The 21,764-nt window shown below is 65.4% G+C and carries 24 protein-coding genes, 1 pseudogene and 1 riboswitch; of the genes and pseudogenes, 21 read left to right on the top strand and 4 right to left on the bottom strand.

Going from position 1 to position 21,764, the window contains the following annotated elements:
• The first annotated feature begins 128 nt into the window (after positions 1-128).
• From EET13_RS03145 to EET13_RS03230, 19 genes and pseudogenes are all read left to right on the top strand, one after another.
• Positions 129-458 carry a CD225/dispanin family protein gene (locus EET13_RS03145; protein WP_122440919.1) on the top strand — a complete coding sequence of 110 codons (330 nt, stop codon included), beginning with the start codon at positions 129-131 and terminating at the stop codon, positions 456-458.
• Positions 459-467: 9 nt separating this feature from the next.
• Complete coding sequence (locus EET13_RS03150; RefSeq protein WP_122440920.1) at positions 468-893, top strand: DUF2752 domain-containing protein; 426 nt, start codon at positions 468-470, stop codon at positions 891-893.
• Positions 894-1,004: 111 nt separating this feature from the next.
• Positions 1,005-2,501: a M28 family metallopeptidase gene (locus EET13_RS03155; RefSeq protein WP_122440950.1), complete on the top strand. Its 1,497-nt coding sequence runs from the start codon at positions 1,005-1,007 to the stop codon at positions 2,499-2,501.
• On the top strand, positions 2,498-3,958 hold the full coding sequence (locus EET13_RS03160) for a M28 family peptidase (RefSeq protein ID WP_122440921.1): 1,461 nt from the start codon (positions 2,498-2,500) through the stop codon (positions 3,956-3,958). Before EET13_RS03155 ends, EET13_RS03160 begins: the two co-directional genes overlap by 4 nt.
• Positions 3,959-4,169: 211 nt before the next feature.
• Complete coding sequence (locus tag EET13_RS03165) at positions 4,170-5,666, top strand: neutral zinc metallopeptidase (RefSeq protein WP_122440922.1); 1,497 nt, start codon at positions 4,170-4,172, stop codon at positions 5,664-5,666.
• Positions 5,667-5,908: 242 nt separating this feature from the next.
• Positions 5,909-6,391, top strand: a complete 483-nt coding sequence (locus EET13_RS03170) for an Rv1419 family lectin (protein WP_122440923.1) — start codon at positions 5,909-5,911, stop codon at positions 6,389-6,391.
• Positions 6,392-6,798: 407 nt separating this feature from the next.
• Positions 6,799-7,719: pseudogene (locus EET13_RS03175) on the top strand (13E12 repeat family protein); the annotation flags it as partial.
• Between the two features lie 260 nt (positions 7,720-7,979).
• The gene (locus EET13_RS03180) at positions 7,980-9,410 is read left to right on the top strand and encodes a recombinase family protein (protein ID WP_122440924.1); all 1,431 of its coding nucleotides are present in this window, start codon (positions 7,980-7,982) and stop codon (positions 9,408-9,410) included.
• Positions 9,411-9,634: 224 nt separating this feature from the next.
• Positions 9,635-9,847: a helix-turn-helix domain-containing protein gene (locus EET13_RS03185; RefSeq protein ID WP_063468384.1), complete on the top strand. Its 213-nt coding sequence runs from the start codon at positions 9,635-9,637 to the stop codon at positions 9,845-9,847.
• On the top strand, positions 9,844-9,996 hold the full coding sequence (locus EET13_RS30150; protein WP_168991222.1) for a hypothetical protein: 153 nt from the start codon (positions 9,844-9,846) through the stop codon (positions 9,994-9,996). The genes EET13_RS03185 and EET13_RS30150 overlap by 4 nt, the downstream gene beginning before the upstream one ends.
• 196 nt (positions 9,997-10,192) lie before the next feature.
• Positions 10,193-10,618, top strand: a complete 426-nt coding sequence (locus EET13_RS03190) for a hypothetical protein (RefSeq protein WP_122440925.1) — start codon at positions 10,193-10,195, stop codon at positions 10,616-10,618.
• Between the two features lie 477 nt (positions 10,619-11,095).
• Entirely contained in the window at positions 11,096-11,575 is a 480-nt protein-coding gene (locus EET13_RS03195; RefSeq protein ID WP_136623093.1) for a hypothetical protein, read from the top strand.
• Positions 11,572-12,054, top strand: coding sequence for a hypothetical protein (locus EET13_RS03200; RefSeq protein ID WP_122440927.1), 483 nt, complete (start codon positions 11,572-11,574; stop codon positions 12,052-12,054). Before EET13_RS03195 ends, EET13_RS03200 begins: the two co-directional genes overlap by 4 nt.
• Before the next feature lie 10 nt (positions 12,055-12,064).
• On the top strand, positions 12,065-12,373 hold the full coding sequence (locus EET13_RS03205; protein WP_122440928.1) for a hypothetical protein: 309 nt from the start codon (positions 12,065-12,067) through the stop codon (positions 12,371-12,373).
• A 237-nt stretch (positions 12,374-12,610) separates the two neighbouring features.
• Positions 12,611-13,870: a phage major capsid protein gene (locus tag EET13_RS03210; protein ID WP_168991223.1), complete on the top strand. Its 1,260-nt coding sequence runs from the start codon at positions 12,611-12,613 to the stop codon at positions 13,868-13,870.
• A complete protein-coding gene (locus EET13_RS03215) occupies positions 13,867-14,085 on the top strand; it encodes a hypothetical protein (RefSeq protein ID WP_136623094.1) in 219 nt (72 codons plus the stop codon). The genes EET13_RS03210 and EET13_RS03215 overlap by 4 nt, the downstream gene beginning before the upstream one ends.
• A gap of 304 nt (positions 14,086-14,389) precedes the next feature.
• Positions 14,390-14,842: a hypothetical protein gene (locus tag EET13_RS03220; protein WP_122440931.1), complete on the top strand. Its 453-nt coding sequence runs from the start codon at positions 14,390-14,392 to the stop codon at positions 14,840-14,842.
• Positions 14,843-14,927: 85 nt separating this feature from the next.
• The gene (locus EET13_RS29815) at positions 14,928-15,434 is read left to right on the top strand and encodes a fructosamine kinase family protein (RefSeq protein ID WP_136623095.1); all 507 of its coding nucleotides are present in this window, start codon (positions 14,928-14,930) and stop codon (positions 15,432-15,434) included.
• Between the two features lie 68 nt (positions 15,435-15,502).
• Complete coding sequence (locus EET13_RS03230) at positions 15,503-16,297, top strand: hypothetical protein (protein WP_122440933.1); 795 nt, start codon at positions 15,503-15,505, stop codon at positions 16,295-16,297.
• An 18-nt stretch (positions 16,298-16,315) separates the two neighbouring features.
• On the opposite strand, the gene EET13_RS03235 is transcribed toward EET13_RS03230, so the two are convergent.
• The gene (locus EET13_RS03235) at positions 16,316-16,579 is read right to left on the bottom strand and encodes a hypothetical protein (protein WP_122440934.1); all 264 of its coding nucleotides are present in this window, start codon (positions 16,577-16,579) and stop codon (positions 16,316-16,318) included.
• A 65-nt stretch (positions 16,580-16,644) separates the two neighbouring features.
• On the opposite strand from EET13_RS03235, the gene EET13_RS03240 reads away from it, so the two are divergent.
• Positions 16,645-17,631 carry a restriction endonuclease gene (locus EET13_RS03240; RefSeq protein ID WP_122440935.1) on the top strand — a complete coding sequence of 329 codons (987 nt, stop codon included), beginning with the start codon at positions 16,645-16,647 and terminating at the stop codon, positions 17,629-17,631.
• Between the two features lie 59 nt (positions 17,632-17,690).
• Positions 17,691-18,008, top strand: coding sequence for a hypothetical protein (locus EET13_RS03245; RefSeq protein WP_122440936.1), 318 nt, complete (start codon positions 17,691-17,693; stop codon positions 18,006-18,008).
• 25 nt (positions 18,009-18,033) lie between these two features.
• On the opposite strand, the gene EET13_RS03250 is transcribed toward EET13_RS03245, so the two are convergent.
• The 3 genes from EET13_RS03250 to thiC all read right to left on the bottom strand — a co-directional run bounded on the left by EET13_RS03250 (position 18,034) and on the right by thiC (position 21,439).
• Entirely contained in the window at positions 18,034-18,654 is a 621-nt protein-coding gene (locus tag EET13_RS03250) for an alpha/beta hydrolase family protein (protein WP_122440937.1), read from the bottom strand.
• Positions 18,651-19,478 (bottom strand): bifunctional hydroxymethylpyrimidine kinase/phosphomethylpyrimidine kinase, encoded by an 828-nt coding sequence (gene thiD / locus EET13_RS03255; RefSeq protein WP_122440951.1) that lies wholly within the window; start codon positions 19,476-19,478, stop codon positions 18,651-18,653. The genes EET13_RS03250 and thiD overlap by 4 nt, the downstream gene beginning before the upstream one ends.
• Before the next feature lie 308 nt (positions 19,479-19,786).
• The gene (gene thiC, locus EET13_RS03265) at positions 19,787-21,439 is read right to left on the bottom strand and encodes a phosphomethylpyrimidine synthase ThiC (protein ID WP_425293624.1); all 1,653 of its coding nucleotides are present in this window, start codon (positions 21,437-21,439) and stop codon (positions 19,787-19,789) included.
• Positions 21,424-21,534, bottom strand: a riboswitch (TPP riboswitch). (Overlaps the previous gene by 16 nt.)
• Between the last annotated feature and the right edge of the window lie 230 nt (positions 21,535-21,764).

The following is a 21,764-nucleotide window of genomic DNA, read 5'->3' on the forward strand; positions in this document are numbered from 1 at the left end:
GCGCGCGACCCGTTCGGCGCAGCGTACGGCTGCGTGGATTTTTGCGATTTGGTGGTGCCGTGGCGACGGCTCTCGGGTATGGTAAGCACCGCTTTAGGCCAGCTAACTTCTCTTGATCTGGAGTCTTCATGACACAACCACCACCGCCTGGTTACCCACCGCAGCAGCCACCCGCCGGGCAACAACCCGACAACTACTTGGTCTGGTCCATTCTGGTGACGTTGTTCTGCTGTCTGCCGCTTGGGATCGTTGCGATCGTCAAGTCCACCCAGGTCAGTGGGCTGTGGGCACAAGGGCGTTACGCAGAGGCTCAGGCGGCCGCCGATGCCGCCAAGAAGTTCTGCATGTGGTCGGCTATCGCAGGTGTGGTCGTCATCGTCATCTACGGCATCTTGATGGCGGTCGGCGCGCTGAACGCGGGGACGTCGAACGCGGCGATGCTCGTGGGGATGTTCTAAGGCGAGTTCATGGTGACCGCCCAAGGGCCGGTGCCATTGCGGTTGGGTGCGCCCCTGCTGGTGGCCGCAATCACCATGCTGGTGTGCGCCGCCATCTGGGTGGGCGACCCGACAACGCCGAACGGTCCGCTGCCGGTATGCCCCACCAAGGCATTGCTGGGAATCGATTGCCCGGGCTGTGGCAGTCTGCGAATGCTCTACAGCCTTATGCACGGCAATCTGTTGGCCGCCGCCAGGTTCAATGCTCTTGGACTGGCGGCGGTGGTGCTCTTGGTGTGGGCATACCTGGCGTGGACTTATGGTCGCCTGGTGGGCCGTCGGATACGCGGTTGGCAGCGCAACCGCTGGGCGGCCCTGGTGACGCTGTCGCTGGTGCTGGCCTGGTTCGTGGTGCGCAACATCCCGGTGGCACCGTTCAACGCTTTGTTCGTTTGAGTTCGTTTGAGTTCGTTTGAGTTCGTTTGAGTTCGTTTGAGTCGGGACCGATCACCCATCGGATGGGTGTCGAGCAGCGCTGCGGCCGAACCGCGGTCTAATCTGGGCGCGATGGCGAACAAATCAAAGACCACGGCGCTGGCCGCGGTGGTGGTCGTTGCCTTGCTGCTGGTCGGTTGTGTTCGTTCGTCGACCTGCCCGCGGACCCCTACCGGCAATCCGGCCGCGGCCGAGTTCGCCGAAGCATTGCACAACCGGGTGCACACCGAAGCGATGATGGCGCATCTGGCCAAACTGCAAGACATCGCCAATGCCAACAACGGCACCCGTGCGGTGGGCACCCCGGGCTATGAGGCCAGCGTCGACTACGTCGTCAACACCTTGCGCAACAGCGGTTTTGACGTTCAGACACCCGAGTTTTCGGCCCGCGTGTTCCACGCGGAGAAGGGGTCGGTGACGGTTGGTGGCCTGACCGTGGAGGCGCACGCGCTGGAATACAGCCTTGGCACCGCCCCGGACGGGGTGAGCGGATCGTTGTTGTCGGTGCCCGCAGACGACAGCCCGGGCTGCACCGCTGCCGACTACGACAAACTCCCCGCCAAGGGTGCCGTGGCGCTGGTGGACCGGGGCAGCTGCGAGTTCGCCCACAAACAAGAGGTTGCCGCGCAGCAGGGGGTGGCGGCGCTGATCATCGTCGACAACGTCGACGAGCAGTCGATGGGCGGCACCCTGGGGGTCAACACCGACGTCAAGATCCCGGTCGTCGGTGTCACCAAGTCGGTGGGCATGCAGCTTCGCGGCAAGTCCGGGCCGGCAACCGTCAAGCTCGTCGCCCGCACGCAGAGCTTCAAGGCGCGCAACGTGATTGCCCAGACCAAAACCGGGTCGACCACCGATGTGGTGATGGCAGGCGCCCATTTGGACAGCGTGGCAGAGGGTCCCGGGATCAACGACAACGGCTCCGGAGTGGCTGCGGTCCTGGAAACTGCTGTGCAACTGGGCAATTCACCTCAAGTCCGCAACGCGGTGCGGTTCGGATTCTGGGGTGCCGAGGAGCTGGGGCTGATCGGGTCGCGCAACTACGTCGAGTCGCTCAACCTCGACGCGCTCAAGAACATCGCGCTGTATCTGAACTTTGACATGCTGGCCTCTCCCAATCCCGGGTACTTCACCTATGACGGAGACCAGTCGCTGCCCTTGGATACTCGGGGCCAGCCGGTGGTGCCGGAAGGCTCGGCCGGAATCGAGCGGGTGCTGGCCGCCTACCTGAAGATGGCCGGCAAGACCGCGCAGGACACCGCGTTCGACGGTCGTTCCGACTACGACGGGTTTACGCTGGCGGGGATCCCGTCCGGCGGGCTCTTCGCCGGCGCGGAGGTCAAAAAGACCGAGGAGCAGGCACAGCTGTGGGGCGGCACCGCAAACGAGCCTTTCGATCCCAACTATCACCAAAAAGGTGACACCCTAGAACATATCGACAAAACGGCGCTGGGCATCCAGGGTGGCGGTGTGGCCTACTCCGTGGGCCTGTACGCGCAGGACCTGACCGGCCGCAATGGTGTTCCCCCGATGGAGGACCGGACCCGTCACGTGCTCGTCAAGCCATGATGCGGAGCCTGGCCGCGACGTTGCTGCTGGTCTGTCTGCTGGCCGCCTGCTCGACGCCCAAGCCGGCGCCGCCGGCCGCGGCTCCCGACTTGGGCCGTGCGCTGGCCGGCAAGGTCACCGCTGACGGGATGTTCGTCCACCTGCGGGCGCTGCAGGCGATCGCCAACGCCAACCACGGCAACCGGGCCACGGGCACGCCGGGTTACGACGCCAGCGTGGAATACGTGACGAATGCTTTGCGTGCCAAGGGGTTTGAGGTTTCTACGCCTCAGTTTGAGCGGTTGTACACCGCGTCCCAGGGCCAACCGGCACTCACGGTTGCCGGCCGCAGCTATCCCGTCGATCAGGCCTCGCTACTGGTTCGGACGCCACCCGGGGGGCTGACCGGCCAGCCAGTGCGGCCCACCCAGCCGGCCGGCTGCGCCGTCGGCGACTATCCGTCCGCGCTGCCCAAAGGCGCGATAGCCGTGGTGGACGACACTCGCTGTTCGATCGTCGACAAGCAGAACAGCGCGCTCGCCAAGGGTGCCATTGCGCTGATCGTGGTGAGTGAGCCCAAGGGACAAGGCAGCCCACCGACGCTGTTCAGCCCCGGCTACTACAACCAGCTCACCGTGCCTGTCGCGGTGGTCGATACCAACGGCGCCGCTGCCCTGGGACGCGCAACCGCTGCGGTGCGGCTGGTGCTGGACACTGAGAACGTCAAGATCACATCGCGGAATGTGCTGGCGCAGACCAAAACCGGGACACCGAATGAGGTGGTCATGCTGGGTGCGCATCTCGACGGCCCGGCCGCGGGTCCGGGCATCAACGACGGCGGGTCCGGGGTGGCCGCGGTGCTGGAAACGGCGTTGCAGCTGGGGCCGCTGCCGCCGGTGAGTAATGCGGTGCGGTTCGCCTTCTGGGGCGCCGGAATCAGCGGTGCCATGGACTACCTCTTCGGCCTTGATGGCGAACAGCTCAACGACATCGCGATGTACCTGAACTTCGACATGCTGGGATCGCCGAACGCGGGCTTCTTCACCGACGACGGTGACCAGTCCGGCCCGCCCGGGGCTGGGGTGGCACCAGCCGATGTGCCGGAAGGTTCGGCTGCCGTCGAACGCACCCTGGCCGGCTACTTGAACCTGGCCGGTAAGCGGCCCGCCGACATGCCGCTGAGCGCCAGGGCCGATTACCATCCGTTCCTCATCGCGGGTGTGCCCGTCGGCGGCCTTACCACCGGCGCTTCGCAACCGAAAACCACTGTGCAGGCCCGGCTTTGGGGCGGTCAAGCCGGCGTCGCGTTCGACCCTAACTACCAGAGCGCGCGGGACACGATCGACAACATCAACCGGGAGGCATTGGCGGTGATGGGCTCGGGAGTGGCGTTCGCGGTGGGCAGCTATGCGCAGTCCATCGGGGGCGTCAACGGCGTCACCCCACACGACAAACGCCATCGCGCACCGGTGTCTTAGCGCTGAGCGCGCCGGCTGGGCCGCCGCACCGGTTCGCGGCCAGCCAAGCGTTGATCCGAGTGTAGAAACCGTTGCGGCACCGGCCTGCTCGGGCCGAACGCGTAACCCGGAGTTTTTGCCGCATCGCTGCATCGTTTGCGCACTGACCAACAACCAACCGATCTAAACTGAGACTCCTTGGGTGCAGGCCGGTCGGGATGGGGTCGATTACATGGATAACTGCGGTCGGAAAAGGCGTCAATCGCGTCGGCGGCGCGCTCGCGGGCTGACCGCATCGCTGCGCGCCGCGGCGGCCGGTCTCGGGGCCGTGCTGGTCGTGGCCGGCTGTACCACCATGGTGGAGGGCCGCGCGCTGTCGATCCTCAACGACCCGTTCCGGGTGGGTGGTTTGCCCGCGACCAACGGTCCCAGCGGTCCGCGTCTGAATGGCCCCGCGCCCACCGGTACGGTGATCAACACCAATAACGGCCCGATCGACCAGTTGTCGTTGCTGTCGATCAACGACATCCAGGATTACTGGAAAGGGGTCTACAGCGAAGCCCTCAAGGGCACGTTCAAGCCCGTCGACAAGCTGGTGTCCTACGACTCCAACAACCCCGACAGCCCCATGGTCTGCCATAACGAGACCTACCAACTCGTCAACGCGTTCTTCACCTCTCGCTGCAACCTGATCGCCTGGGATCGCGGCGTATTCATGCCCGTCGCCGAGAAGTATTTCGGCGACATCTCCGTCACCGGCGTGTTGGCCCACGAGTTCGGCCATGCCTTGCAGACGATGGCGAAGTTGGTGACCCGCAACGACGCCACCATTGTCCGTGAGCAACAAGCGGATTGCTTCGCCGGTGTCTATTTGTACTGGGTGGCCGCGGGTGAGTCGCCGCGCTTCACGCTGAGCACCGCGGACGGGCTCGACCATGTGCTCGCCGGGATCATCACCACCCGTGACCCGGTGATGGACGCGGAGTCGGAAAACGACGACGAACACGGGTCCGCCCTGGACCGTGTCAGCGCCTTCCAGATGGGCTTCCTCAGCGGTACCGCGGCTTGTGCGGCGATCAACAAGTCCGAGATCGAGCAGCGCCGCGGCGACCTGCCGAAGGGCCTGCGGGTCGACAGCAGCGGGAACCAGGAGACCGGCGAGGTAGCGATCAACGAAGACACGCTGAAGACGCTGATGGAGCTGATGGGCAAAATCTTTTCGCCCAAGAATCCCCCCACGCTGACTTACCAGGCGACGGGCTGTCGAGATGCCAGGCCGAGCCCGCCGGCGTCGTATTGTCCGGCCAGCAACACGATCGTGGTGGACCTGCCGGCGCTGGCGGCCATGGGAAAGGTCGCCGGCACCGACGAACAGTCACTGCCGCAGGGCGATGACACCGCATTGTCGATCGTGATGTCGAGATACGCGCTGGCGGCGCAGCATGAACGCGGGCTGGCGATGCAGAGTCCGTGGACCGCCCTGCGCACGGCCTGCCTGACGGGCGTTGCACACCGCAAGATGGCCGAGCCGATCGACCTGCCGTCCGGTCAGCAACTGATTCTGACAGCCGGTGACCTCGACGAAGCCGTTTCCGGACTGCTCACCAACCACATGGTGGCCAGTGACGCCGACGGGATCAGCGTGCCGGCCGGGTTCACCCGGATTGCCGCGTTCCGTGCCGGCGTTGGCGGTGATATGGACGCCTGCTATTCGCGTTACGCGCTATAGCGCACTCGTTGGATCACTCGGAAGCCCTTTGTCCGTAGCAGGATTGGCCGGTGAACCTCGGCGGTGTAGGCGCACACGCGGCGGAGTCCCGGCGGGAAATGCCTCACCAGATGCGGAGTGGTTAGACGCAGGCTAAAGTGAGGATCTCGTTACCCGTGGCAAACCTGCTGTGGCGGCGGTGGTTTCGGTGTGTACTGCGCCGTGCGGTCAGTGAAGCTGCGCCAAGTGATTATGGAGTCGGGATGCGCGGACCGGTGTTGAGAGCCAGCGTGCGCCGGACCCGTGTCCTTGCCCTCGCGGGTTCGGTGTTTGGCGTCGCGGTGCTGTGCGCCGGCACGGCGAGCGCCAACGGTCCGGTCCAGTTGAAAAGCCGATTGGGCGACTTCTGTCTAGACGCCCCGAGTGGCAGCTGGGTCAGCCCTGTGGTGATCAACCCTTGCAATGGCACAGACTTCCAGCGCTGGAATGTCAACGGCGACCGAGAGATCGAGAGCGTGGCCTTTCCCGGGGAGTGCCTGCAACAACCGGGGGAGAGTCTGTGGGCGAAGCTCAATCCCTGTACCAATTGGGTCAGCCAACATTGGACAATCCAGCCCAACGGCCAGGTCAGCAATGACCTTGGCGGCTGCCTCGCCGTTCTCGGCGGTCCTGGTGCCGGGGCTTGGGTGTCCACCCGCTGGTGCAACGCCGATGCACCCGAACAGCAGTGGGATAGCGTTCCGTGATCGCGTTTGCTGGCCTGGGTCGGGCAAGGGCAATGGTCGGCCGATGTATTTCGGCGACTCAGCAGCGCTGACTGCGCTGCTCGGTCCTGGCGTCGTACGCCTGCCGGGGATGATCTCGCGTGATCACGAATGTTATTGCAGGCATTGGTGATTCGCCAATCCGCGACAGTGGCGCGGTCACTGGGGTCGGGCTGGGTGCGCGGACTTGCTGCTCTGGCGGAGCGGGTACGCGCTCGATGCCGCGTGTCTCCGCCCGAGTCGTTGACCCCCCGCCCGGGCGGGCCGGTGCCGACGCGGCTTGGATCGCCGTCGATGCGCGCATGTCAGTGGAGCCGTGTAGGATCGAAAGTATGTTCGATAACAGCGGCGCCGTTTCGCGACCTGAGGTGATCGAGAGGTTCGCTGCCATGTTCGAGCGGTGCCACCCGCCGACGACATCGGCATCTGCCGCCATCGTGGACCGGCTTTGCGCGGCGTCGCGGGCGGAAAACCGGTCCGCTGGTGAGCGGCTGGCCGCCATCGGCGAGCTGGATGTGTTGCGGCTGAGGGCTTCTGGCGACTGCGAGTCGTGGGGGACCGATACCTGGGATGCGGTGAGTGCGGAGGTTGCGGCGGCATTGCGGATCAGCCAGGGGTTGGCGTCGAGCTATCTGCACTATTCACGCGCCATGCGCAACCGGCTGCCGAAGTCCGGTGCGGCGCTACTGGCAGGCGATATCAGCTATGCGATGTTCCAGACGATGGTGTATCGCACCGACCTGATCGAAGATGCCGAGGTAATGACCGCCGTGGACGCCGAGCTTGCCATGAAGGCGAGCCGATGGCCGTCGATGACGCGTTCTCGCCTGTCGGCGTTTATCGACAGGGTCGTTGCGCGTGCGGACCGTGATGCCGTGCGGCGCGTCCGGGAGCGCCAGGCTGGGCGGGAATTCTCGATCTGGGGCAGCGGCAACGGTCTCACCGAAGTCGGCGGCAGGATGGTCACCAGCGATGCGATGGCGCTCGACGCGCGGCTGGATGCGTTGGCCGGCGCGGTATGTGCCGATGACCCGCGCACCCGCGACCAGCGCCGTGCCGACGCGTTGGGGGCGTTGGCGGTCGGCGCCGAGCGGCTGGAGTGTCGCTGCGGGCGGTCGGTGTGCCCTACCGGCACGACGCCGGCACCGCGCCCGGTGGTGATCCACGTGGTCGCCGACCGGGCGAGCGTGGCTGGCACTTCGACAACTCCCGGCGCGATGGTCGGCGCCGAGGGTCTCATCCCGGCGGAGTTGCTCGCCGAGCTGGCCGAGTCGGCGCGCCTGCGGCCGATCGTGCACCCGATCGATGCGGCCCCCGAGCGCGGCTACGCCCCGTCGCAGGCGTTGGCTGACTTTGTCCGCTGCCGGGATTTGACGTGCCGGTTTCCCGGCTGCGACCGCCCGGCAATGCACACCGACATCGACCACACCATTCCGTATGGCGACGGCGGTGCCACCCATGCCTCGAACTTGAAATGCCTTTGCCGCCAACATCATTTGCTCAAGACCTTCTGGGGCTGGCGCGACAGACAGCTGCCTGACGGCACCGTCATTGATCTAAGATACTACTTATGTCCGCCACGCAAACCGCCATCTACCTGCGTCAATCGCTTGACCGCGACCACAACGAGCTGGCCATTGAACGCCAGCGCGCCGCCTGCCTGCAGCTCTGCGCAGCCAATGGCTGGACCGACACCATCGAGTACGCCGACAACGACACCTCGGCCAGCGTCGGGTATCGGTCCGGCTATGCGCGGATGCTTGCAGACATCGAGGGCGGTGCCGTCCAAGCCGTGGTCTGCTACCACCTGGACCGGCTGCACAGGCAGCCCCGCGAACTTGAAGACTTCATCGAACTGGCCGACAAGCGCCGCATAGCGCTGGCCACTGTGACTGGCGAGGTCGACCTGGCAACCGACACCGGCAGGCTGGTGGCCCGCATTACCGGCGCGGTGGCGAAGGCCGAGGTGGAGCGCAAGTCGGCGCGCCAAAAGCGGGCCAACCAGCAGCGCGCCCAGGCGGGCAAAGTGTGGAACGCCAGAGTGTTTGGTTGGGACGCCAACGAGATTGTCGTCCATGAGGCTGAGGCGATCCGCACCGCGTCACGTGACCTACTCAACGGGGCATCGTTGTGGTCGATTGCGGCGCAATGGAATTCGCAAGCGTTGAAGACGGCCAAGGGGTGCGGTTGGACGGGCGGGACGGTGCGCCAGGTGCTCACGCGGGCCAGCAACGCCGGTTTGGTGACCTACGACCTACGTGCAGCGCAGGCCGAGGCCCGCACCAAGGGCAAGCCTGTCCACATGGCCGGGATCGTCGAGGGCGCGGAGCCGGGTCGACCGGCCATCGTTGACCGCGACGTCTGGGAGGGTGTGTGCACGCTGCTGGCCGACCCGAAACGGCACACCGGCCGGTCGCCGGGCCGCAAGCACCTGTTGTCGGGGATCGCGATCTGCGACGCGTGCGGCAAGCCGATCGGGACCGGGGTGCGGGGTACCAGAACCGGTGGCAAACGAGCGGTCTACAGCTGCAAGCGGATCGGCTGCATGAAGATCGTCCGCGGTGTCGAACTGACCGACAAGCGGGTCGTCGACGCGATCACCAAGCGGCTGGCGGAACCCGACGCCGCCGTCACGTTGGCCCGGCCGACGGTCGACGCCAAGGCCCTGCGCGATCAGATCGAGTTGCTGCGTGGGCAGATCCGCGAGGCCGAGGCGGATTACGACGACGGGCAGATCACTGCGGCGCGTATGAACGCGCGTATCGAGCGGGTGGAGGCGAAGCTGAAGCCGCTACAGAACAAGCTGCTGGCCTCGCGCATGTCGGCGGACGTCATGTCGTTGGCTGGGAGGCCCGACGCGGCGAAGCGGTTCGCGGCGCTGCCGCTGGACCGGCAACGCGGAGTGATCGACACCCTGGCGACGGTGACGATCCACGCGCTGAATCGGCCCGGTGGGCGGTTCGATCCGAAGGCGATCACCGTCGACTTCGAGCGAAAGTAGCACGCTACGTTGGGAATTGGCGCAGACAGGGACGCGCCGATGAAGACAGCGCTACCGCGCTGCGTCGCTGCTACCTGATACCGTCGCCTGCATACAACTGAATTCCACCGTCACGCATTAAGGGGCTAGCCCGCGAGGGGCCGTCAGACGGGTGACCGCACACCGAACCTAAGGGGGGTGTGCCAAACCTGACGACGACTCACGAAAGGCAAGGCCCCTAAACCATGTCCAACGAGGACATCAAGCAGCGCAACGCTGCCGTGATGCTGGACGCGGTGCTGACCCGCAAGGAAGCCGCCGCGGCACTACGGATCTCGACCTTCACCCTCGATCGGCGCATCAAGGACAAGACGATCCGCGCGGTCAAAATTGGCAATGCGGTGCGCGTGCCGGTGGAGTCAATCGCGAAGCTCCTAGCTGGCGACGGTGAGGCATGACCCGCCAATTCACGGCCAGTGAGCAGGCCGAATGGGACGCGGTGATCGCCGCCGAGGTCGCTGCGGCGCCGCCCCTACGCCCCGACCAGCTCACGCGCTTAGCAGCGCTATTCGACTACGAGCCACCGGCAGGTCGTGGTGCCCGGTGACCGACCCCAGAGACGCGGCGACCGCAGCTGGTTGCCCAACTGCGGTCGGCGTTGCGATGCCCGGTAATTGCACGCGGACAACACGATACCCGCAGGGGGTGACGCGCTGATGACTGACGCGCATCTACCCGATCGGTGGCTGTCCGATCGACGATTCCGACGACCACGTTTGTCTGACAGCGCATATCGCTCCTACATGCAGGCGCTGATGTTCGCGGTCGGTAACCGCACCGAAGGCATCATCGAGCCGAGCGACCTGCCCTTCATCCCCGACTTTGATCCGGCGGACATTCCCGAGCTGATAGGCGGCGACCTCTGGGAGCCGCACGGTCGTGCTGGCGAGAGGTGGTTGATGGTCGACTTCGCGCAAACACAAACGGGGCGCGACCTGTTGGAGATGTACGAGAAGCGCAAGGCATGGGATCGCAGCCGAAAGGCGAAGCAACGCAAATGCAAACTCGCAGCTCAGCTGGCTGATGATGACGAGTCCGGCGGAAGTTCCACCGGAACTGTTCCGGTGGATTGCGCTAGGCCAGGACAGGCCAGGCCAGGCCAGGCACCCAAGGCGAGCGCCAGCAAAGCCGAACCGACCGCGCGGAACTCGCATGTGCCCGACTTCTAGAGAAGCGCTCCCGCGAAAACGCCGCGCTACGCGCTGCGTTTCCTTGGGCCGTAAAGCAACTGTCGTCACTTCGCGCAGCCATTGGTGTCAGCAGTTGCGCTGGCCGGGTACGTCACCACCAGGGGCGTGGCGATGACCTTCGAACCGCCCCGCGGCCCTGGCCGCTGCCGAACTTGCGGGCACCATGTGCCGACCCAGTCGCATCGCGACGGCTGCCCAGCTGGCCGGTGCCGCCGCTGCGACAACACCGCCTACCTGACCACCCGGCTCTGCGAGCGCTGTCTGCGGGCCGATGGCGAACGCGACAGGGCGAAGCGATGACCGCGCCCGCATGCTTGTGTCGTCGGGGCCGTCTCTGCGATGCCGCCCTGGCCGAACGTCAGCGCATCATCGCCGAGCGCCTTGCGCTCTTGGGCGGCCGACGTCGCACAGCGCCGGATTCGAGCCCAGATCAACGGACAGACACAAGGCGGTCAGATGGCGACTAACGACGCCCGCCAAGCCGACATCGGCCCGTCCGACGCCGAACGACGCGGCGGGCGGCAGGGAGGCCAATGTCCAGTGACTGACGAGGGCGACGACTTCGGCTTCGGGGACGACTTCGACGAGATTGACTTTGACGACGTCGAGCCCGACCAGACGAGTGGCCGCGCGGCGCTTATGTGCCGAGAAGGTGAGAGCCTTACGGTCCGGTTCGAGTTCTACGAGACCGCAGATGACGCCGTCGCCGCGGCCCGCACCTGCAGCCGAGCGGCTTGCGTCGGCGACCATCTCATCGTTAGTCGGGACGACCGCGGCGCACTCCGGACCTTCACCGCCCCCGGCCGCGACGTATCTGAATTCCGCGACCTGCTCGCGCAGCTCGCCGCCGCTCGCATCGAACGACGCCGCGAAGGCTGGCGCGGTCGAAAAGCCAAACAACGAACCACCACCCCGCAGGAGGACACCCGAAAATGACCAATGACCCCACGCTGAGCGAGCTGAGCGACGCTGAACTCGACACGATGGCTGCAGAATTCGTGATCCTCGCCAACATCCATGACCACCCCAAACTCGCCGGATGGGGACGACGCCAGGCCTGGCTCGTGATGGCGGAGATCGCACGGCGTTGCGGCGCCGATCCCGGCCTGACACCCGAGATAGTCCAGCTCGCGGACCTGCCGACATCCGAACAGCAGGCTTTATGCGACTTATTCGAGGAACTGGCCGAGGTCGACGAGATCGAAGACCCAGAACGGCCTTTCGCGCGCTGGCTGCGCGCGATGCACCGGCGGATATGCGCTGCGGTCGAGGCGCGGCATCGCGAGGCCGACCAGCCGGACAGCCCTTTGCGCCGCTGGATTGCCGAACGGCGACGCGAACGCCCATGCGGCACACCCGGCAATGACGTCAGCGGCATCCCGCCGTGGCGGCAAATCAGCGAACCCGAGAAGTAGAAGGAGCATCATGTCAATCACGCATCGCCTGCACGATGTAATTGAGATACGGCAGCGGCTGTTTCAGCTTGTCGAACCGCTGGTGGCACAGCGCGACGCCATCATCTCCCGCGCGAAAGCCCAACGGCGCGAAACCCTAACGCGGAGTGAGGTCGCCGATTTTCACGTGATGAGCGCGACCATAAAAGGCATCCAAGAGTCCGTCCTCGATGCGGACGTGCTGATCAAGGACCTCACTGAGGAGCTCAATGGGGAGATCGCGGCCGGTCTCCCCGACGCGGAGGTGCAGCCTGATTGCGTCGCGCCGCATTCAGATTGACGAATCGCCGTTGGCTTCTGGCGCGCCACGCCCAGTTTGTCGGCGGCGCGTGCGATCATCGGGTAGGCGTTCATCGCCGCGCCTGCGCCGCGCCACGGCCAGAATCGCGGGAGCGCCCGCTTCAAGGCAGGATCGGTCGCCGCCAGCGCCATCCCAACGCCGCATTTTCCGAGAACTTTGCGCTGCACGCAAATGCGTTGCGCGACAAGCGCATCACATCCTGTTGGGAGAATGGCAATGTCGGGTTTGGAGCAGAACTACCAGCGCTTGCTCGCGTTGCGCGCTGAAGCTCGCGCCGCAAGACAGCGGATCGTCGATCGGGCCGAGCGCGAGCGACGAGACCAGCTCACGGCCGATGAAAGTCGGGCCTTCGAGCGGTTGACAAACCAAATCGAGGGCGAAGGCGGCTTCGACGAGCGCATCGGTGAAATCGCCGCCGACATCAAGCGCTCCGGGCGCTGCGATCCCGAAGCTATGGCGGTGCGTAAGGCGACCTCCAACGAGCCCCGCGCTGGCGCGGGGCTCCATGACGATGGACCGTGGGGCCGGGCCGCACCCATCCGGTTCGACCTGGAGAGCCTGCGCATTGCCCACCAGCAGCTGCGTGCGGGCGGCATGGCTCGGTTGGAGACCGAGGCCACCCGCTCGTTTATTAGCGGTGTCGGGGCGCTGTTGCCGTCGGAGTTGTTCCCGTCCGTCGTGGGGCAGGTGCATGACAACCGCATCCTTGACCGGCTTCCCGCGCAGGGTATCGACGCACCCAGCCTCGAATTCATCCGGCACATCAGTTCGACTGGTGCGCCGGGTGTGACGGCCGCGGGCGCGGTCAAGCCCGAAGTGGTGATGGCCCTCGATCAATTGACGGCGAAGCTGGTCAAGATCGCTGGGCACTCGGCGGTCCCCACGGAAGTCATTGACGACTTCGACGGCTTCGCAAGCTATGTCGCAACGGAGCTGTCTCGACAGGTCGTCGACGTCGAGAACGACGCGTTTCTCAACGGGCCGGGTGGGGATGGCCAGGTGGAGGGCCTGCTCAACACCAGCGGCGTGCTGACACACGAATGCAGTTCCGGCACAACGCCGTTCACGCCGTTGGATGAGATCGAGATCGCGATCTCGGAGCTGCGCACCGGCCCCGCCCTCGCCCGACCCAATTTGTTGGTCCTGCACCCGGATTCGTGGAGCGCGGTGCGCAGGACGAAGGACAGCTATGGTCGGTATCTCGTCGCTGCGGACCCGACCGCCGACGAAGCGAACAGCGTGTGGGGCGTCCCCGTGTTGCAGACTACCCAAATCGCTGCTGGGACGGGTGTTTTGCTGGACACCAGCAAGTTCGGTCGTGCTGTCGTCCGCGGCCCGATAACCGTGATGATCGGGTGGGCGAACGACGACTTTACGCGGAACTTGCGCCGGTTCGTCGCCGAGGAGCGGGTCGCTCTGGCCACGACCCGGCCCGCCGCGGTCAACATCATTACCGAACTGCCGACGGGGGCATGATGCGGGTTCGCGTCATTGGTCGCTTCCGGGTATTGCACGACGGACGCGCCTACTCGTCCGCCGATGGTGCCGTCGAAGTGCCCGACAAGGTCGCCCAGCACTGGCTGAAGTACGGATGGGCGCGGTCAGTCGAGTCGCAGCCTGAGCCCGACGTCGAACCGGTCGAGCTGGTCGAGCCCGTCCAGCCACCGAAGCCGCGGCGCGCCAGGCGCTGACTTAGCAGGGGCGGTGGCCGTCGGCTCCTCCCGATCGAATCGGCGGCCACCGCCTAGCGTCACGACCAAGTCAGGCCAGTGCGCGAGCCCGCCAAGGGGGTGGGGGCGAAGAAGTTGGACGCCCATCCCAGCGCGCGAGCCACCGGTCTGAGGGCTTCTACCCCCGAGTTCAGTGAACGCGCGTTGTGTCGTTTTCGCTGGTAGGCGGCCTGACTGGTAATACGGGAAGTGAACAAGCGGCGCGGTCCGAAAGTGTTGCGGCACGACGCAATATCAGGGCATCGCGTCGAGTGGGGAGGTCAGGATGCGGTTGGATGCAGCGGCGCGGCAGGCGCGTGACGAGTTGGCGCTGCGGCTGTTCCTTGGCGGGTTGCCCTACCGTGAGATCGGCAAGCACGTCGACCTGTCGGTGGGCGGCGTCCATAAGGTGGTCAGCCGGATGCTGCAGCGTCACGCGCCCCGGCGCGAGCTGCTGCTCGATGAGGCCGTGGCCATCTATCTCGAACGGTTGGAATCGCTTTGGGCGGCGACCTACCCGCGGGCCGTCAAGGGCGACGTGCGCGCTGTCGAGGCGTGCCGTCGCCTGCTCGACCAGCTGGGCCGTGCGCAGGGCCTGTACGGCAGCGCGGCGTCGGCGCCGCTGGTCCGCGACGATGTGCCATTGCCAGAAGACGACGGCGAGCCCGACGACGAGCTTGAGGCTTGGCGCAAGCGCCGCGAGCAACCCGGCTACACCGGCTACGCCGGTTCGGGGTGAGACTCGATTCAGACCCAGGAAGCATGTTGGACTGGCATTGGCCGCATCCGACGCTGCGGCGAACCAACGAGGGAGGGATCTTTCAATGCCAGACGCAAATGAATTACGGAAGCACCTCGCGTATGAAGTGCACTACCTCGTGCTAGCGGCTGTCCGGTTCACAGAGGTCAGTGGTAGGGATGGCGCGTTTTATCAGGACAGTGCGCTCATCCACGCGCGCAACCTTTTGGAGTTCACAAAACCAGCACCAGCGCCCAGGTTCGGCTGGTGGATAGCAAATGTGGGCGGACGAACTCCCCAAGCCGAATCGACCCATGACGATTGGGTTGAGTTCATCAATTCGAATGTGAGTCACTTAGGCGAACGTCGACTACAGGATCTTCAATGGCCCATCCCGAAAGATGACCAGAGGCTGATCAACATAGCCAGGTATCTGTTGCAGCGTCTCAACTCGTTGGCGAATAACAGCAGTGATCCGTGCGCCGTGGTCATGGAAAAGCTTGCGCAACTTGGGCTGACCTATCTCACCGACCCCAATGAAAATAATCTGGCGAAGATCGCCCAGGCAATCGATGCGCCACTTGAGGGTTGATCCCGACCCCGAAGCGCGATGTCGTAGAGCGCTTCTGACCGAGGACGTCGCGGCCTACCCTTGAAGCTGTGGAAGTGGAATTCCCGGGGATGCACCAGCAGCACGCGATTGAGTTCTTCTTCATCGCGGAATCGGGAACCACCGGCGTATGGGGGTTCCACTGGCTGATCGAGTGGTCGACGTCCTCGTTCTATATCAAGTGCCTGAACCCCGGATTGCAGTCGTCGAAGGTCAGCCTGCACGGACCAGACCCGAAGCACCCGGGACGCCAGCATCTTCGCTACGACCTGGACAAGCCTGACGTGGTCGAGAAGGCCAAACGGGAGGGAGGCCGTTGGTTTTCCGGTTCCGATCCGCTGCCTTTCTACTTCAGCGGTCGGCAGGTTAATGACCACGCCGCGCATATCGTTCGGTTTTCAGCCGGGTGGGACACGTTCATGAAGGGAGCGCCGGTGCCAGATATTTGGAGAGGTCCCCGACAGAAGTCCACCTTTCGTGGCCTCGCTCCGGCACCAGAGAAAGACCATGTCTCCCACGTGGACGTCTATCTGAGCCTTGGTGACCCGTACTGGCCGAACGAGGCTGGTGCTCGTGCGGCGTGGGCTGGAATGGGTCCGATCACCAATGCGATCGGGATGAACCTCACGGCGGTATCGGTGCAGAGCCCAGTCACCTGGGAGCCAGACCCCTTCGGCGACGTTCGCGGTGATACGCCGCTAGATCAGTGCGTTCGAGGCCTTGCGGCTGTGGTCGATGAGACGAGTCTGTTGTGGTTGTGCGAGAAGGTGATCCCCTACACCGAGCTCGACGCGTTAGCGGCGAAACAAGCGGAACCTCCGGGGCCGAGCGGTATCTCAGAATGATGCCCGCACCTGACGCGCCTACGCCGAAGCGATGTCTCCCGCCGCCAGTTCGGTGACCGTCAGGTGCGGGTTGGCAGCGGACGAGTTGAACCGGTCGGCCTGTTCTTGCGCGCGCTCCCTGTCTGGGAACCTCCACGCCTGCGCCTGGTCGGGCGTCAGTCGATAAGTGAACTCAGGTCCGAACTCTTTGGCCGCTAGCGCTCGTAGATAGTTGATCGGATTTCCGTCCGAGTCGAGTTCGGCGACAACGTAGCGATAGGTCATCTCGCTGGGCTCGGTCATGGCGCGACCGTAGCAGGGCCGGATGACACAGTCGTTGCGGCGCGACGCATGTACCGTGACCAGGTGTGCCGCCGCGCAGCAATGAGTTCCAACGGCTGATCACAATGCTGACTCAGCTCATGGGCAGGGACGCGGTGACGGAATCGAAGGAGCTCATCGACCTGGTGTCCGGTGAGCCACGCGAGGTCGACATCTATGCCGAGGGGACCTTACTGGGTCAGACCGTCAGGATGAGCATCGAGTGCCGCGACCACAAGCGCAAACAAAGTGTCGGGTGGGTCGAGGAGATGCACTCGAAGCACGAGCGTCTGCCGACCCACACGTTGATCCTTGTGTCATCCAGCGGATTTACCCGCTCTGCGGTCGCAAAGGCCGACAGCTACGGCATCAAGACCATCACACCAACGCACCAGTCCGACAGCGAGCTTGTCGGTGAAGTGCTAGCGAGTCTCGGCGACCTCACGTTGACCTTTACGCCGATGTCGTGGTCGAACATGCGCTCGCAGGCGACCGTGGATCTGCCAACGGCGTGGCTTGAGAACCCGAGCGCACACGGGGTGCACATGGATGACGGTCAATTCCAGTTCTACAAAAGTGACGGCAGCCCGCTGGTTACATCGGCCGCCTTCAGCTCGGATGTACTAAACCGGGTCCTGGACCAACAGTTGGCTGCGCAACCGGAGTTGATGGTCGCAGGGAACGAATTCAACCTTGAGGTGCCCCAGTTCCTCGAACCGACGTGGGCGGGTGAGCCACTCCACATGTACTGGACGGCAGATGGCGAAGAGCCGATCTTGGTGCGAGTGGTCATGCTCGCGCTCAGCGGGACGGGCAGCATCCCGGTCCAGCCTCAAGCCGTCAATATCAGCGTCTCGGACGCAATCAACTACGACGGCAAGAACTTCGTGACCGGCGCAACGGCAACGCCCGGAGGCAACCAAGGGCGGCTGGTCATGGGTGAAGAGGTCGCGGGCGAACGGCACTTCGCGGTCGACCTCACGGTGCACTTCCCGCCCCAGCAGTCCGAGACGACCGGCGTCGACGACAGCTGAGCCGCGCCGCGCGCTATTGCCCTTGTCCGTAGCCATCAGCGGGGCTGTATCTTGGGTCAATGCCCGCGGGCACGGTGATCTGGACCTCTCCGTCCGGAGATGCCTACGTCACCACCCCGGGCAGCTCGCTGCTGTTTCCCAGCTTGTGTGCGCCCACGGGCGGGGCACCCCGGCAAGCCTCGCACGCCACCGCCCGTTGTGGCGACCGTACCGCGAAGATGCCGTTGCGGGCCATCACCCGGGCGCAGAACCGTGCTGGCTACATCGCGGCCGAAAGGCGAAAGAACTATCAGATCCGCGAGCGCGTCGCCGTCCAGCAGCAATCGGAGGACCAGGACATCGCCGTCGTCGTAGACGACGAACCACCGCCCTTTTAGCGGACACGGTCCGGTCTGTCCGGAGTCAGCCGGACAAGAGACTTAGCGCCGCGTCGACCGTCAGCGCGGCGACGTCGAAGGCCTTCGAGCCCAAATCGTGTCGGGCGCTGGTGATCTCGACGATCTCGGTGCACGCGTTGATCAGCGCCGCGGCATCGCGCAGCTCTGTGATGGTGCCGAACGGGTCGGAGCTGCCATGGGTGAACACCGTGGGAACGGTGATGCTCGGCAGATGCTCGGTGCGGACTCGCTCCGGTTTGCCTGGCGGGTGCACCGGATAGGAAAACAGTGTCATGAGGTCCACCGCCGCGCCACCGGCAGCCACCACCATCGAGGTCTGCCGGCCACCGTAGGAATGTCCGCCCGCAATCAACGGGCCGTCGACCAGCCTGCGGCAACACTCGATCGCTTCGACGATGCCCGCGCGGTCAGATTCTGCCGAGCCCGACGGTGGGCCCTTCGGTCGGCGGCGACGGTAGGGCAGGTTGTACCGCACGGCCAGCCAGCCACGCCGCGCCCATTCGTCGCAAAGCTGTTGCAGCAAAACAGAGTCGCGGCTGCCACCAGCACCGTGAGTCAGCACCACGACGCCGTGGGCGCGGCCGTCGGGTTCATGCGCGATACCCGCGATCCGGTCGAGGTTCATGACAGCCGAAACAATGGCGAGACGGGGCCGTGCCCGGCCCCCAGCGGGTAGGCGGCTCGCAAACACTCGGTGATCCAACGCTTTCCGAAAGCCACCGCGTCGGGCACGGTGAACCCGTGCGCCAGTGCGCACGCCACCGCGCTGGCCAGGGTGTCGCCCCCGCCGTGGTCATTGCCCGTACTTACCCGCGCCGCGTCGAACTCGTAAAAGTCGGCCCCACCGTAGAGCAGATCGCAGCTGCGTTCCGACGACTTCAGGTGCCCGCCTTTGACCAGCGCCCAGCGCGGACCCAGCGCATGTAGGGCCTTGGCCGCCGCGCGCTGCGATTCGCCGTCCACCACGTCGATATCCACCAGCAGGCGCACCTCGTCCAAGTTGGGTGTCACCAGCGTCGCCAGCGGAAACAGTTCGGCCCGAAGCGAATCCAGGTCCGACGCGGCCAGCAGCGGATCCCCATGCATGGATGCGCAGACCGGGTCGACGACCAGCGGCACGCCCAACTCGAGCCGGCGCCACGTTGCGGCCACTGCCGAAATGATCCGCGACGACGCCAGCACCCCCGTCTTGGCGGCCTGGATGTCGATATCGGCAACGACCGCCTCGACCTGAGCCGTCACGATGTCGTCGGGTATCTCGTGAAACCGCTTGACACCCAACGTGTTCTGCACGGTAACAGCCGTGACCGCGACGCAAGCATGCACACCCAGCAACGCCATGGTCCGCATATCGGCCTGGATGCCGGCGCCGCCCCCGGAATCCGACCCGGCGATGGTCAGCACCCGCAGCGGGGTCCTCCCCGACGGCGGTACGGGCAGATAGCTCACGCCCGGCTCCGCCGCGCTTGCGATCACCGCTGTGTCGGATGAGCGGTGACCCGCGGCGCCCGGCTCCGCCGTGCTTGCGATCACCGCTGTGTCGGATGAGCGGTGACCCGCGGCGCCCGGCTCCGCCGCGCTTGCGATCACCGCTGTGTCGGATGAGCGGTGACCCGCGGCGCCCGGCTCCGCCGCGCTTGCGATCACCGCTGTGTCGGATGAGCGGTGACCCGCGGCGCCCGGCTCCGCCGCGCTTGCGATCACCGCTGTGTCGGATGAGCGGTGACCCGCGGCGCCCGGCTCCGCCGCGCTTGCGATCACCGCTGTGTGACCGGCAAATACACCCGGTTGCCGTGCTCGGCGAACTCACGGGACTTCTCTGCCATCCCTTCGGCCAGCATGGCTTCGACGTCCTCCTCGGTCTCTAGCCCGTGCTTGGCAGCAAAGTCTCGCACGTCCTGCGTGATGCGCATGGAGCAGAACTTGGGCCCGCACATCGAGCAGAAGTGTGCGGTCTTGGCTGGCTCGGCAGGCAGTGTCTCGTCGTGGAATTCCCGTGCGGTGTCGGGATCGAGCGACAACGCGAACTGGTCGTTCCACCGGAATTCGAATCGGGCAGTAGACAGCGCGTCATCTCTTTCCTGCGCACGCGGATGCCCCTTGGCCAGATCGGCTGCGTGGGCGGCGATCTTGTACGCGATCACCCCGTCCTTGACGTCCTTGCGGTCCGGCAGCCCCAGGTGCTCCTTCGGGGTGACGTAGCACAGCATCGCGGTGCCGGCCTGGGCGATGATGGCCGCGCCGATCGCCGACGTGATGTGATCGTAGGCTGGCGCGATGTCGGTGGCCAGCGGCCCCAGCGTGTAGAACGGCGCTTCCTCGCACAGCTCTTCTTCCAGCCGCACGTTCTCCACAATCTTGTGCATGGGCACATGGCCCGGACCCTCGATCATCACCTGCGCGCCATGGGCTTTGGCGATCTTGGTCAGCTCACCCAGGGTGCGGAGCTCGGCGAACTGCGCGGCGTCGTTGGCGTCGGCGATCGACCCCGGCCGCAGTCCGTCGCCGAGAGAGAACGTGACGTCGTAGCGCGCGAAAATGTCGCACAGCTCGTCGAAGTTGGTGTACAGGAACGACTCCCGGTGATGCGCTAGGCACCACGCCGCCATGATCGACCCGCCGCGGGACACGATGCCGGTCACCCGCTTGGCGGTCAGCGGCACATAGCGCAGCAGCACCCCGGCATGCACGGTCATGTAGTCCACACCCTGCTCGCACTGCTCAAGCACGGTGTCGCGGTAGATTTCCCACGTCAGCTCGGTCGGATCGCCCTTGACCTTCTCCAGCGCCTGATAGATCGGCACCGTGCCGACCGGCACCGGCGAGTTGCGCAAGATCCACTCGCGGGTTTCGTGAATGTTCTTGCCGGTGGACAGGTCCATGATGGTGTCGGCACCCCAGCGGGTCGCCCACACCATCTTGTCGACCTCTTCGGCGATTGAGGACGTGACCGCGGAGTTGCCGATGTTCGCATTGACCTTCACCGCGAATGCCTTGCCGATGATCATCGGCTCGCTTTCGGGATGGTTGTGATTGGCCGGTATCACCGCCCGCCCGCGGGCGACCTCGTCGCGCACCAGCTCGGCCGGCACCCCTTCGCGCAAGGCGATGAACGCCATCTCCGCGGTGATCTCGCCGGCACGGGCTCGCTGCAGCTGGGTGCCGCGGTCTCGCACCACTTCGGGCCGCGCGGGCAGGCCGGCGGTCAGGTCGATGACCGCGTCGGGATCTGTGTAGGGGCCGGAGGTGTCATAGAGGTCGAAGTGATCCCCGGTGGAAAGGTGCACACGCCGGAACGGGACGCGAGCGCCCCGGAAGCCGTCCACGTCGCGGTACACCTTGCCGCTGCCCGCGATGGGTCCGGTGGTCACCGAAGGCGCCGACGGTTCGGTGGTCAGGGTCATTGTCATCTCCCTACGCCGGCATTACCCGGTCAGGTTCGTACGGTCGACGGCCCCGAGCCGTCCTCTCAGCGCACTGGGCGTGCGCTCCCGTGTGGATTAGGTGGATGTAACCCACGCTAGCGCAGGGGACCGCCGGTGTGCAGAGGCGCGGGGTTAGCCGTGTGGACCGGATATGCCGGGGGTGCCGAACAGCTGACCACGGGCACCGCCGGTGCCGCCGTCGCCGCCGTCGCCGTCCGGAGTGCCGAGCCCGCCGGCGCCGCCGGCACCGCCGTTGCCGCCGTTGCCGATCAGCCCGACAGCGTTGCCACCGGCGCCGCCGGTGCCGCCG

The sequence above is a fragment of the Mycobacterium attenuatum genome, assembly GCF_900566085.1.
Taxonomy (GTDB): domain Bacteria; phylum Actinomycetota; class Actinomycetes; order Mycobacteriales; family Mycobacteriaceae; genus Mycobacterium; species Mycobacterium attenuatum.